The sequence below is a fragment of the Sinomicrobium soli genome (assembly GCF_003285545.1).
Classification (GTDB): Bacteria; Bacteroidota; Bacteroidia; order Flavobacteriales; family Flavobacteriaceae; genus Sinomicrobium.
This window is the reverse complement of the sequence record NZ_QLNV01000012.1, coordinates 60274-74649: the sequence shown is the minus strand read 5'-3', so window position 1 is coordinate 74649 and position 14376 is coordinate 60274. Positions and strand designations below refer to the sequence as shown.

7 protein-coding genes are annotated in these 14376 nt (G+C 49.0%); 6 read left to right on the top strand and 1 reads right to left on the bottom strand.

The window, feature by feature from the left end:
- The first annotated feature begins 180 nt into the window (after nucleotides 1-180).
- From DN748_RS14680 to DN748_RS14655, 6 genes are all read left to right on the top strand, one after another.
- Nucleotides 181-3198 (top strand): SusC/RagA family TonB-linked outer membrane protein, encoded by a 3018-nt coding sequence (locus tag DN748_RS14680; RefSeq protein WP_201741492.1) that lies wholly within the window; start codon nucleotides 181-183, stop codon nucleotides 3196-3198.
- 110 nt (nucleotides 3199-3308) lie between these two features.
- Nucleotides 3309-4853 (top strand): RagB/SusD family nutrient uptake outer membrane protein, encoded by a 1545-nt coding sequence (locus DN748_RS14675; protein WP_112372582.1) that lies wholly within the window; start codon nucleotides 3309-3311, stop codon nucleotides 4851-4853.
- 5 nt (nucleotides 4854-4858) lie between these two features.
- Nucleotides 4859-6493 (top strand): glycoside hydrolase family protein, encoded by a 1635-nt coding sequence (locus DN748_RS14670; protein ID WP_112372581.1) that lies wholly within the window; start codon nucleotides 4859-4861, stop codon nucleotides 6491-6493.
- 33 nt (nucleotides 6494-6526) lie between these two features.
- Nucleotides 6527-8566, top strand: a complete 2040-nt coding sequence (locus tag DN748_RS14665; protein ID WP_112372580.1) for a beta-L-arabinofuranosidase domain-containing protein — start codon at nucleotides 6527-6529, stop codon at nucleotides 8564-8566.
- A gap of 18 nt (nucleotides 8567-8584) precedes the next feature.
- Nucleotides 8585-10048 (top strand): sulfatase family protein, encoded by a 1464-nt coding sequence (locus DN748_RS14660; protein ID WP_112372579.1) that lies wholly within the window; start codon nucleotides 8585-8587, stop codon nucleotides 10046-10048.
- 29 nt (nucleotides 10049-10077) lie between these two features.
- Complete coding sequence (locus DN748_RS14655) at nucleotides 10078-11472, top strand: sulfatase (RefSeq protein ID WP_112372578.1); 1395 nt, start codon at nucleotides 10078-10080, stop codon at nucleotides 11470-11472.
- A gap of 98 nt (nucleotides 11473-11570) precedes the next feature.
- Here DN748_RS14655 and acnA read toward each other — a convergent pair whose 3' ends face one another.
- Nucleotides 11571-14348: an aconitate hydratase gene (acnA, locus tag DN748_RS14650; RefSeq protein WP_112372577.1), complete on the bottom strand. Its 2778-nt coding sequence runs from the start codon at nucleotides 14346-14348 to the stop codon at nucleotides 11571-11573.
- Between the last annotated feature and the right edge of the window lie 28 nt (nucleotides 14349-14376).

The following is a 14376-nucleotide window of genomic DNA, read 5'->3' as shown; positions in this document are numbered from 1 at the left end:
TAAAAAGTCCATGAACATGCGGAGAGAAACCGTTGTATAAACGTGAAAGGTTCCGAAAGGATGTATTAATCCATCTTTTTTGATGAAATATCCATTATATGCTCACCACTGTTTTTTTTCTTTGTCTGCAGATCATGATCATAATCATTCAATTCAGAAATCAATTAACAATCAAAACCCATGAAAACAAATTACGAACGTCAACAGCAATTCCCCATTGGTCATCTGGCCAGGTTCGGAATGATCTGTTTCCTTTTTTTTATAGCAAGGGGACATGCGGAGCATCGTTCCTTTACCATTCCGGATGGGCCTTATGACCTGTTGTATGACCAGGGACCATTGGTCACCGGGGTAGTGACCGATGAGAATGGTGAACCGCTTCCCGGTGCTACGGTAAGGATTAAAGGGACTTCGGCAGGTACGGTAACTGATTTTGACGGAGTCTATGAACTTTCACTTCCGGAAACCGGAGAAGACTATATTTTACAGTTTTCCTTTATAGGATATATTTCCCGGGAGATAGCACTGGAAGGGAAAACGGAAGTGGATATAAGCCTGGAGACCGATGTGAAAGCCCTGGATGAGGTGGTTGTGGTGGGGTATGGGACACAGCGTAAGGGAGAGCTTACCAGTTCTATTGCAAGCCTTAAATCGGACGATTTCGTCCAGGCCCCCGTGCGGAGCCCCCTGCAGTTACTCCAGGGAAAGGTTGCCGGTCTGGCGGTGGGAACGCCGTCGGGCGACCCGAATGCAGGGGCGCAGATCATGCTTCGGGGAGCATCTACCCTCGAGGGAAATTCCCAGCCACTGATTATTATAGACGGAATACCCGGAGGAAATCTGAGTACGGTAGCTCCTGAGGATATCGAGTCTATTGATGTCTTGAAGGATGGTTCGGCAGCAGCCATCTACGGAACCAGAGGGACGAACGGGGTTATTATCATTACGACACGCAGTGGTAAAGGGAAAGAGGAGAACAGGCTTACGGTAGATTATCACGGTTATATGAGCTATGAGGAAGTATCCCGCAGAATTCCGGTTTTTTCCGCTTCGGAGTACCGTGGGCTTATGGATGACCCGCAGATAGGGAATACGCTGGACGACAAGGGGTACAGTACCGACTGGTGGGACGAAATATCCAGGAAACCGGTAAACCAGGTGCATACGCTGCTGGTCAACGGAGGTAACGGTAAATCGGGATATACGGCATCGGTAAGTTATCGTTCCAGGGATGGTGTTATCAAAAATTCTGATCAGGAAAGGCTTACCAGCCGGTTGAGCCTTAACCATTCGGCAGCAGATGGCCTGGTGAAATTTAATTTTAATATCAATAATACCCAGTCGAAAGGGAGGTCGATATGGGAAGACGTCTACCGCTATTCTCTTTTATGGAACCCCACGGACCGCGTGATGGATGAAGAGGGGAATTATACCGAATACCCCCATTCTCTGAATCCCGTACAACAACTTCTCGAAGAAACGGATGAAAACAAGTGGTCGGAAATGCTGTTGAATGGTAAAATTACGATAGAACCCCTTACCGGATTGCGGTTGGGCATTTTGGGAGGATTTCAGCGAAACAGTAACCACCGCGGAAAATATGCCAATAAAAAACATTATACCAATACCCAGAACGGAAGAAACGGTAACGCCGAGCAGTGGACAAACCTGCATATCGATAAAACTCTTGAGATCACGGCAGATTACAATGACCAATGGGGAGATCACTCCCTGGCCCTTCTGGGAGGGTATGGTTACTATACCTCGGTTTCCGAAGGCTTCTCGGCGATGAACTACAATTTCCCTACAGATGCTTTCAGTTACAATAATATAGGAGTGGGAAAAGCATTGCAGGAAGGGCTGGCAGGAATGTCGAGTTATAAAAATTCAAGTACCCTGATCTCTTTTTTCGGCAGGGTAAATTATAGCTACAAAAACCGTTTTATGTTTATGGCCAGCCTCAGACAGGAAGGGTCTTCCAAGTTCGGGGCAGATAATAAATGGGGGTTATTTCCATCTTTTTCAGGGGCATGGCGTATCAGTGAAGAATCGTTTCTCCGTGATTCTGAAGTGATAGACGACCTGAAGATAAGGCTTGGTTACGGGGTAACCGGGACCATGCCCAACGATCCTTACCTGAGCCTGTATCGCTTTGCCTATGGAGGCTTTATGTACAGCGGAGGAGAATGGATTCAGGGAGTAGGGCCGTATTCCAATCCCAATCCCAACCTGAAATGGGAAACGAAAAGAGAACTCAATGCAGGGATCGATTTTACCCTGTGGAACAGCCGGCTAAGCGGAAGCCTGGATCTGTACCAGCGGAACACCTCCGATTTGTTGTATACCTACAATGTTCCCGTACCTCCCAACCTGGTTTCTACCATATATGCCAATGTGGGAAAGATCAGGAACCGGGGAATAGAGCTGGTGCTGAACGTCTCTCCTGTAAGTACGGAGCATTTTCATTGGCAGCTTTCCGGAAATGTTTCCTACAATGAAAATGAACTTACCAAACTTTCCAACGAAACCTATGAGAGGGATTTTCTGGAAACGGGCTCCACAGGTGCTCCCATACAGAAAACGACCCATCTCGTCCGCGAAGGTCATCCCCTGGGCGATTTTTACGGCTGGGTGTCGCAAGGTGTTGATGAGAACGGGAACTGGATCATAAAAAAAGCGAATGAGGATGGTGCCGAGACCGATGCAGACAGGGAGGTTATCGGAAACGGCGTGCCGAAGATGTTTGCCGGGCTGACCTCAACCATGACCTTCAGGCAGTTCGACTTTACCGTAGGTCTCAGGGGAGCCTTCATGTACCAGATCCTCAATCATTTCAGGATGAAGCACGAGACCTTTTCCTATGCCTACTGGAATCACCCGAAAACCATACTGGACAAGCCTTACGGAGGGGATTACTATTTGCAGGATGTTCCGAAATACGTGAGTTATTACATTGAAGACGGAGATTACGTAAAACTGGATAATGTTTCTCTCGGGTATACCTTCAGGTTGAAGGAAGACAGCACGTTTATCAAAAGGCTCAGGGTATATCTCTCCGGCCTGAACCTCCACACCTTTACAGGATACACAGGCGTAGACCCGGAAGTGAATTTTAACGGACTGGCCCCGGGGGTGTCGCCGAGCCTGATGTACCCGACGACATCAACCTATACCCTGGGATTGCAGCTCGGCTTTTAAACCGGTAAACAACTTGTTGTACAACTCATGATGAATACTGTTTTATCATGACATAGGTTCACGGCGGTTGTCCGGGAATATTAAAAATTTTGGACCAAAAATCTAAATCTATGAAAAACATATTAAAAACAGGCTGGGTCATAATGGTTCTTGGAACTGTTGTTTCGTGTACCGATCTGGAAGAAACGGTATACGACCAGCTGACAACTGATAATTTCTTCAAGACACAGGAAGATGTCGTAGCAGCTTTCGCACCGGCTTATTCCGGTTACCGGAGTCTTGTTTCCAATCACCAGGGAAGCTGGTATTGGCTGGCATTGAATACGGTTGATGAGACCGTAACCCCTGTACGCGGCTCCGCCTGGTTTGACGGAGGGATACACACACGCCTTTATCTTCACGACTGGACCAATGATGAGAATACCATAAGACAGACATGGAGGCAGATGTACAACGGGGTTAATACGTGCAACCGCCTGATATATCAGTTTGAAAATGCAGAATTTGAAGTTCCCGATCTCGATGCGGTCATTGCAGAACTCAAGGTAGCAAGGGCATTCTGGTATTATCTGCTTATCGATTATTTCGGCAATGTTCCCATAGTGACCGAGTTTGATCTTCCCGAGGGTTTTTTGCCGGAGACGTCTTCCCGTGCCGAGGTTTTCGATTTTATCGTTACCGAACTCAGGGAAAATATGGATCTCCTCAGCAACGAGGTAAATGCCGATACTTACGGTAGGTGGAACAGGTGGAATGCCAGGCATCTCCTGGCCCGGATGTACCTGAATGCGGAAGTATGGAGCGGAGAACCCATGTGGGAAGAGTGCAAGACATTGTGCGAAGAAATCATGGGAGCCGACAAATATCATCTCGAAGCAAATTATAAGGCTCCTTTTATGGCCGATAATGAAAATTCCGGGGAAATCACCTTTGCCATTCCCTTTGATGAAGTATATACGGCAGGAAACAACCGTTTTCATGTACATATGTGGACGCTACATGGCCTGTCGAGGGAGACTTTTAATGCCCAGACCGGGTTTTGGGGCGGGATCAGTGCTACTCCTTCTTTTATAAGCTCCTATGACCCCGACGACCTGAGAATAGCCGATTCGTGGCTTTCGGGGCCGCAGTATGCTTCAGACGGCACACCACTGTATTGTGCCGGATGGAGGTCTGAAGATGCGGGGAAACCTCTGGATTATACCCGGGAAATAGACGACCTGACAGATGCCGGGGAGCATCAGGGATACCGTCTTTTCAAATATGAGATTGAAGATGGGGTCATGGCTGCCATGAACAATGATTTTGTCTTTTTCCGTTATGCGGATATCTATTTTATGCTTGCGGAGTGTTTGTACAGGCAGGGCGATGCAGAGAGTGCTACCGTTCTGATCAATGAGGTCAGAAGCAGGGCTTTCGAAACTCCGGAACCCCTGACAGCGGGAATGCTGGATGATGACCGGTTTCTCGATGAATATGCCTGGGAGTTCTGCCAGGAAGGACATCGCCGGCAGCAGCTCATCCGTTTCGGACAATTCACTACCAAAGCGTGGTCTTTTCACTCCCCGAGCGAATCATTCCGAACCCTTTTTCCTATTCCCAGAGAAGAAATGCTGGCCAATCCGAACCTTAAACCTAATCCAGGATATAATTAAAAGATATGAAATACAAAAGAATAATAGCCGGAAATCTATTCCTTTCGGTATTGCTGATCAGTACCGGGGCATGTAGTAAGGAGGAGAATAAGCCGGGAGACGGCAAGGAAAACATAGAAACCGAAACCGGAACGGAAGCAGAGAACGAAACAGAAACGGAAACCGGAATACAGGTTTATGCCGATTATGAAGATGTGGCGGTCAGCTTTTACGGGAATAAACAGGATATGCATTACGCTATTGCCGACAACCCGGGAAGCGATAGTATCAATTCGAGTTCCAGATGCGGAAGAATTTACAGTACGGCTGATAAATGGGAATTATTATACTCCGAAAAACTGGACGGGACCTTCGATTTTGACGAAAGCACCGTATTTACGGTAAAGGTACGAAGCTCCCATCCCGGAAATGTATATCTTAAAATCGAACATCCAGATGACTGGCAGCAGGGACAGCTGGAAGTACAACAGGAACTTACCGTAACGGATGAGTGGACAGAACTCTCGTTTGATTTTAAGGACCTGGACATTGCCCCGGACACTTTCGGAAAAATCATCCTGTTGTTCGATGCAGGAGGAGAGGCCCCCGGAACGGCGTGGTATTTCGATGACCTTAAGGGGCCTCCGCTGGACAGGACTCCGTCACTGATGCAGCGATATGAAAACAATCCTGTATTGCGTCCTGTAGCGGGTACATGGTATGGAGTTCACATCGCAAATGCCGCCATTTTGTCTCCCGATGAAAGTCCGGATGGAAAGTGGCGTCTGTATGCCAGGGGGAGTGGTTATGTCCCGGAATATCACGACCAGATAGGTCTTTTTACTCAGGAGGCCAATGATTTCTCACCATACGGCCCCTGGGACGAATATACCTCCAATCCCGTGATATCTCATGGTCCGGCAGGGAGCTATGACGATAAAGGCATGCTGGATTGTGCACCGGTAGTAGGCCCCTCGGGAGCATTTAAATTTTTCTTTAATGCCAAAACCACCATGTACAATACCGGGGCCCTGGCAGGGGCATCTTCCTCAGATGGCGGACTGAGTTTTACCAAGTTTGACCAGGTTCTTAAACAGGCTATAGGGAGTAGTGACGCCATATATCACAACGGAGAATATTATATTTTCTATGGAGACGGGAACTGGAACGGTACCAAATTCGCAGGGCCATTGCAGTTATATGTGATGAGGACTGACGATCCTGAAGTTTACCGTGAAGACCAGGTAAGCCTCGTACTTCCCGTAGGAGGTGGTCCCGGGGATTTCGACAGTGAGTCTGTAAACGGTTCCAGGATATTCCGCCTGAATAATAAATGGTTTATGGTATACCAGGGGAGCAGTAAACATTTTGATTTCCCCGAACGTTTTCACGTAGCCTATTCCGATGACCTTATAAACTGGACCAAGGTGCAGAACGATCAACCTTTTTTTACGAGGGGCGATGCCGGTGAGTGGGACCAGGGAGGAATCTGGTACGGAGAAGTTTTTGAACATGAAGGAACCCTCTATATGTATTACGAAGGATGGGGGTGCGACTGTGTGATTCCCGATCGCAACAAACCCTACTTTGCATATGGTATATCGCAGACAGGGGCGGCCCGGGTCTCTGTTTCGGATTTTCTGGACTGGTGCGGGCTATAGTAACCAAAATCTTATCTGAAAAATTGTAAAAGCATGAAAAATTTATTGAAGGTCTCGGCAGGAATTCTGTTGTGTTTAGTATGTTACTGGTGGATAGCGATATCCGCTCGTCCGGTTGGGCATACCGCAGGTGACGAGGGATATCCCATACAAAATAAGGCTCCTCTTGCGGAGAAACCCTATCTGGAACTTCCCCTGGGGAGTATCAGGGCAAAAGGTTGGCTTCGCGAGCAGCTTGTGCGCCAGAAAAACGGGGCTACCGGAAAACTGGATGAATTGTACCCTGCAGTTATGGGGCCCAGAAACGGATGGCTCGGGGGAGACGGTGATCAGTGGGAAAGAGGTCCGTACTGGATAGACGGGCTGTTACCTCTTGCCTATCAGCTGGATGACGAAGCATTAAAACAGAAAGCCGGCAAATGGGTAGAGGCCGCCCTGAACAGCCGCCAGGACAATGGTTATTTCGGACCGGAAAAGGATTATGGTTTTGAAGAAGGACTGCAGAGAAATAATTCCAGGGACTGGTGGCCGAAGATGGTGATGTTAAAAGTTCTCATGCAGCATTATTCCGCTACCGGAGATGAAAGGGTTATTGAATTGATGCGGGGATATTTCCGGTATCAGCTGCAACATCTTCCTGAAACTCCCCTGGACAACTGGACGTTCTGGGCCAAATACAGGGGCGGAGATAATCTCATGGCAGTATACTGGCTCTATAATATTACCGGAGAACAGTGGTTGCTGGACCTGGGAAAAATCATCTACGAACAGAATTACGACTTTGTGCACGCTTTTACACAGACCAGTATGACTTCGGAGAAGGGGACCATGCATTGTGTGAACCTGGTCCAGGGACTGAAAACACCTTCTGTGTTTTACCAGGCTTCAAAAGACAAGGAACTCTTATATGCCGTAGACAAGGGGCTGGAAGACCTGAAGCGTTATAACGGGATGCCCCACGGGCTTTTCGGGGGAGATGAAACACTGCATGGAAATAATCCGACGCAGGGGTCGGAGTTGTGTACAGCTGCAGAAATGATGTTTTCCCTGGAGACCATGTTACAGATTCAGGGAAAGTCGTCTTTTGCAGATCATATAGAGAAAATAGCCTTCAATATATTGCCGACACAGATTACCGATGATTTTATGTCGAGACAGTATTACCAGCAGGTCAACCAGGTGAGGATTACCAGACATGTCAGGAATTTTGATGTAAATCACGGTGGTACGCCTCTTTGTTATGGCCTGCTGACCGGCTATCCCTGCTGTACGGCCAATATGCACCAGGCCTGGCCCAAGTTTACTCAAAACCTGTGGTACGCCACACCGGATAATGGACTGGCCGCTTTATTATATGCGCCGAGTGAAGTAACTGCTACGGTGGGCAACGGTGATGTTGTTACCGTGGAAGAGGTAACCGACTATCCCTTTAAAGAGACTATAGCGTTTATAATCAGACCTGAAAAGGGACCGGTATCATTTCCGTTACATCTTCGCGTACCGGGCTGGTGTAATTCTGCAACAGTGAAAATCAACGGAAAAGAGGAAGACCGGGCAAAGAGAGGAAGTATGATTGTACTGGACAGGACCTGGGAGTCCGGAGACCGGGTAGAGTTGGTCATCCCAATGAATGTGACGGTAAGCCGCTGGTATGAAAATGCCGCAACGGTGGAAAGAGGTCCGTTGGTGTACGGACTGAAAATGGAAGAAAAGTGGAAAAGGGTGGACGAAGAGATCGCACATGGGGGCACCTCTTATTTTGAAGTTACTTCCGATAGCCCCTGGAATTACGGTCTCAGAGAACTTGAGCAACAGGAGTTTGATGTTGAGGTCGACGGCGAAATCGCATCATATCCGTGGAGTACCGGTAAAGCCCCGGTAAGGATAAAGGCGAGGGCCAGCCGGATCCCTTCGTGGAAACTGTACAATGAAAGTGCAGGACCGGTTCCCTATAGTATAATGCAGGGGATGCAGTACAATGAAAACATTGAGGAGATCACCCTTATTCCCTATGGATGTACTACCTTGCGGATAGCAGAGTTTCCTGTAATAGGAAAGCACACGGTTTTTTAAGCTAAAACTTCCGATCACATGAAAAAGACGCATATTCTTGTTATTTTGTTGCTATTTGACATTTGTACATCACTGATGGCACAGGAGCATAAAAAGTCTCCCAATATCATATTTATGCTTACTGATGATATTAGCCGGAACGACCTGGGAGCTTACGGAGGTCCTTATGGGATAACCCCGGAACTGGATCGTATGGCCGAAAAGGGGATGGTGTTTACGGAAGCCTATGTAACCTCAAGCAGCTGTAGCCCGAGCAGGTGTAGCATGATTACGGGCAGGTATCCTCATAATACTGGGGCTCCCGAACTGCATAATCCGCTTCCCCGGAACCAGGTGATGTTTCCCGGGCTATTGAAAGAAAAGGGTTATTATACGGTATTGTCGGGTAAAAACCATATGGGGCCCCATGTTTCGCAGGCTTTTGATACCATTTGCGACGGGGTGGGGCCCGGGGGGCAGCAGGATTGGGTAAAAATTCTGGAAGAGCGCCCGAAAGACCGACCTTTTTTCTTCTGGTTTGCATCCTACGACGCCCATCGGGACTGGCAGTATGACAATGATGGAAAAAAGGTGGATACGGGATCGGTTAAAGTGCCTCCCATGTTGTTTGACGGATCATTGACCCGCTCAGACCTGCAGGGATACCTGCACGAGGTATCGAGAGTGGATTACTATCTCGGTAAATTGATGAAGGCGTTGAAAGAGCAGGGGGAGGAAAACAATACTTATGTAATATTTACCAGTGATAATGGCAGGCCCTTTCCAAGGTGTAAGACACGAATGTACGACAGTGGTTCCAAAGTGCCGCTGATGGTCACCGGACCGGGAGTAAAACCCGGCTCGTCGGGGGCACTGACCAGTACGATGGACATAGCCCCGACTATTCTGGAATGGGCTGGAATACCGGTTCCGGAAGAAATTCAGGGGGTGAGTTTTGATCCTGTAGTCAAGGGACGGAAAGAAAGTGTCCGCGATTTTTTATTTGCGGAACACAACTGGCATGTGTTCCAGGCCCACGAACGTATGGTAAGGTGGGGAGACTGGATGTATATCAGGAATGCATATCCGGAACGAAGAAACTTGGCCGGGGAGTCTACGAGGGTGATTCCTTCCGGGAAAGAGTTGTGGGATGCCCATGCAGATCACCTGTTGCGGGAAGAGCAGCAGGATGTGTTCCTGGTACCGCGGCCTCACGAAGAACTCTATAATGTACGGGAAGATCCTTACCAGTTTTATAATAAAGCTGGAGTGCATAAGGAAATTACTGTGTTTTTAAGGTCTGTTCTCCGGATATGGACCTTACAGACCGGGGATTCGGAGCCCCGGTCTCCGACCAATGACCGGGAGGACGAGTACGGCAGAAAAAATAATGATTTTGCAAGAGGAGAAAAACCCGGAGCATCTACGGGTGCCGTAAAGATGAACCATCCGGGACCGGTATTTATGGAAGATGTATTGAGAAGCGGTGCGGTTTATAAGTGATCCTGCTGCAATTAAAACCTGGATTTATTATGAAAATAAAATGTTATTTGAACGTTCTGTGTATGCTGTGCGGAATAGTATGGGGTAGGGCACAGCAGCAGCCTAATATAATTTTTATTATGGCCGACGACCTCGGGTATTCCGATCTCGGCTGTTATGGTAACGATTTTAATGAGACCCCTTCTATCGACAGCCTGGCCGGAACCGGTACCCGCTTTACCTCGGCTTATACGGCTGCTCCGGTGTGCTCTCCTTCACGGGCAGCGCTGATGAGTGGTCAATATCCCGCCAGGCTGGGTATCAATGATTACCTCAGGCCGGATACGGAAAAGCACCTGGATACCGCCCTCATTACCTTGCCGGAAATGCTTAAGAAGGCAGGATACCGTACAGGGATTGTCGGTAAATGGCACCTGTCGGGATACCGGCTGGAGGGGGCCCCTGAAGAAACCTTGCCCGGAATACACGGATTCGATGAGGTCATGGTAAGCGAAAACAGGGGAATAGGAGCGGGGTCTTATTTTTACCCGTATCATTTTAACAGGGATATCAGCAGGAAACTTTCCGGAGAGAAAGAGTTTCTGGTCGATCGTCAGCATGAAGAGGCCCTGGAGTTTATGAGAAGAAACCGCGACAGGCCGTTTTTTCTGATGCTGAGTCATTATGCGGTTCATACCTATGTACACGGAAAACCCGAACTGGTAGCCTATTTCCAGGAGAAGGAAGGAGCCAGCAAAAGTGCGCCCCATAAAGACAACCCTGAAAATAACCCTTATAAAAAATGGCCGGAAGATTTCCGGGGAGGCAACAATAATCCTCATCTGGCCGCGCAGTTGCTCAGTATTGATCGCGGGGTAGGGAAAATAATGTATACTTTAAAAGAGCTGGGACTGGACCGGAATACGATCGTCATTTTTACCAGTGATAACGGGGGAGAAACCAATGTTACGGATAATACTCCGCTTAGAGGAGGAAAAAGCATGTTGTATGAGGGTGGTGTAAAGGTACCTCTTATTATTGCTGATCTTCGGGATAGTAACGCCCTCACCGGCATAGCACAGCCCGTTGCCAATTACGACTTTTACCCGACTATGGCCGATTGGGCCGGTGGAACAATACCGGGACATATGGATGGCAAATCGATGGTTTCCCTGTTGAAAGCAAAAAAGAGAAAGCAAAAAAGGTCATTTTACTGGCATTATCCCCTGAAGAAACGCCATTTCCTCGGAGGAAGGTCTTCGGGTAGCATCCGGCATGGTGACTGGAAACTCATCGAGTTTTTTGATACGGGGAAATATGAGTTGTACAACCTTAAGGATGATCCCGGTGAGCAGAATAATCTTGTACATCAATCCCCTGAAAAAGCGCACCGGTTGCAAAAACGGCTTGCGCAGTGGAGAAAAGAAGTACTGAAGCATGAGTGACCAGGCAAACGTGCGCCTATATAACTGAGGTATTAAAACGGCAGGGAAGTATCTGGAAAATATTATTTCAGATACCTCCCTGTCCCTGTTTTTTCTGATCACGATTTATGCAAAAACTGCCTCAACACATACTGCAGGATACCTCCGTGCCGGTAATACTCGATCTCGATCCTGGAATCGAGGCGTACGACTGCCTTGAAGGTGATGTGTTTCCCGTCCTTTCCCGTGGCGGAAACCTCGACCACCTTATGCGGAACAAGGTCATCGGCAATACCGGAAATACTGAAGGTCTCCTCACCGGTCAGTCCCAGCTTTTCTGCATCCGTGCCGGAATACTGGAGGGGGAGCACTCCCATACCCACCAGATTGCTCCGGTGTATGCGCTCATAGCTCTCGGCAATGACCGCCTTTATCCCCAGGAGGAATGTCCCTTTGGCAGCCCAGTCTCTTGACGAACCGCTTCCGTATTCCTTGCCGGCAAGTACGACCAGGGGAATATTGCTTTCCCTGTATTTTGCAGCGGCATCATAAACGGTCATCTCCTCTCCGGTAGGCAGGAACCTGGTATATCCGCCTTCTTTTTCGGCCAGTTTGTTCCTGATACGCACATTGGCAAAAGTACCTCTCACCATGACTTCGTCGTTTCCTCTCCGGGACCCGTAGGAATTAAAATCGGGCCTGGCCACTCCGCGGTTTACCAGGTACTGACCTGCTGCGGACAACTCACTGAAGGCACCTGCCGGGGAAATATGGTCTGTGGTTATACTGTCCCCGAGCACCAGGAGGGCATGGGCATTACGGATATCTTCTGCGGGAAGCGGCTGATCAGGGAGGTCTTTAAAGAAGGGAGCTTCCTTGATATAGGTGGAGGTATCGTCCCATTCGTAAACCTTTTCGGCCGGGATATCCAGGTCTCTCCAGATTTGATTACCGTCAAAAATACTACCGTAGTTATCGGCAAATTGCTGCGGCGACAGTATGGCCTGCAGGGTCTGATGGATCTCGTCGTCTTCCGGCCATATATCTTTCAGGTAAACCGGCTGCATATTGGGGTCGTAGCTTATGGGATCGTTGATGAGGTCTATGTCTACACGACCCGCAATCGCATAGGCTACCACCAGCATGGGAGACATGAGAAAGTTCATCTTGATCTGCGGATGTATACGCGCTTCGAAGTTCCTGTTTCCCGACAATACCGAGGCTACCACCAGGTCGTGTTCTTCCACTGCTTTGGCGATATGGGCGGGAAGTGGCCCGGAATTTCCGATACAGGAAGTACATCCGTATCCTACGACGTGGAATTTCATGGCTTCGAGATCGTCCAGGAGGCTGGCTTTTTCCAGGTAGTCGGTAACCACCTTCGATCCCGGTGCCAGCGAGGTCTTTACCCAGGGTTTTACATCCAGCCCGAATTCCCGGGCCTTTCGCGCTACCAGTCCGGCGCCAACCATGACGTAGGGGTTGGACGTATTGGTACAGGAAGTAATGGCAGCGACCACCACGGCCCCGTCGGAGAGCATAAACTGTTCCTGCCCGACGGTAACGGAGACGACTTTCATACCTCCCTTTTCCTCTTTTTCTTCTATGGTTGTTTCCGGGGGCATGGGCGGGATATAACCATCGGGTTCCGCATCACCGCCTTCCGCGGCCCATCGCACCAGTTGTTCTTCGGGTTCGAGGTAGGTGCGCCCGAACGATTTGTGAAGCATATTGATAAATGCCGGTTTGAAATCTTTGAGGGATATCCTGTCCTGCGGCCGCTTGGGCCCTGCCACTGTGGGCTCTACCGTAGAGAGGTCGAGTTCCAGGACATGTGTATATTCGATACTTTCGGAGCCCTCGCGCCAGAGCATGTTGGCTTTGCAGTATTCTTCTACGAGTTTTATCTGTTTCTCCGTCCGGTTGGTCTGCCGCATATATTCCAGGGTCTTGTGATCTATGGGGAAATAGGTAACCGTACATCCGAACTCCGGCGACATATTACCGATGGTGGCCCGGTCCGGTACGGAGAGGTTGTCCAGCCCCGGCCCGAAGACCTCTACGAATTTCCCGACCACTCCGTAATTCCGCAGCAACTGGGCGATGGTGAGCACCATATCGGTGGCGGTAGAGCCCGGGGGCAGTTTTCCGCTCAGCCTGAGCCCGATGACTTCCGGCATGATAAAGTAAATCGGTTGCCCGAGGATGGCCGCTTCGGCTTCTATACCTCCCACTCCCCAGGCAACGACCCCGATACCGTTTACCATGGGGGTATGACTGTCGGTACCTACCAGGGTATCGGGAAAAATATCCCCGTCGCGTTCAATGACCGCTTTGGAAAGATATTCGAGATTGACCTGGTGGCATATTCCCATTCCCGGGGGTACCACACTGAAGTTACGGAAGGACTGCTGTGCCCACTTCAGGAACTGGTACCTCTCCCTGTTCCGGGTATATTCCTTTTCCATATTGCCCTGGTAGGCGTATTCGGTCCCGAAGTAATCGACCTGTACGGAGTGATCGATCACCAGGTCTACCGGGATCATGGGGTTTATACCTTCCGGGTCCTTTCCCTTTCTCGCCACCTCTGCCCTGAGGGAAGCAATGTCCACCACGGCAGGGACCCCGGTAAAGTCCTGCATGAGCACCCGGGCGGGCTTAAAGGGGATATCCTTGTCGGAAGCTTCGGGTTTCCAGTGGAGAATGGTTTCTATATTTTCCCGGGTCACCGCAAAATCATCATAATTCCGAAGGGCGTTTTCCAGGAGAATCCTGATAGAAAACGGCATTTTTTCAATATCATACCCCTGTTTTGACAACTCGGCAAGGCTGTAATAACCGAATTCGCCGTCCGGTGTATGAAGTTTTTTCCTGATGTTGAAAATATCGTTGTTCATAAAGCGAAATAATAATGATGTGATTCCC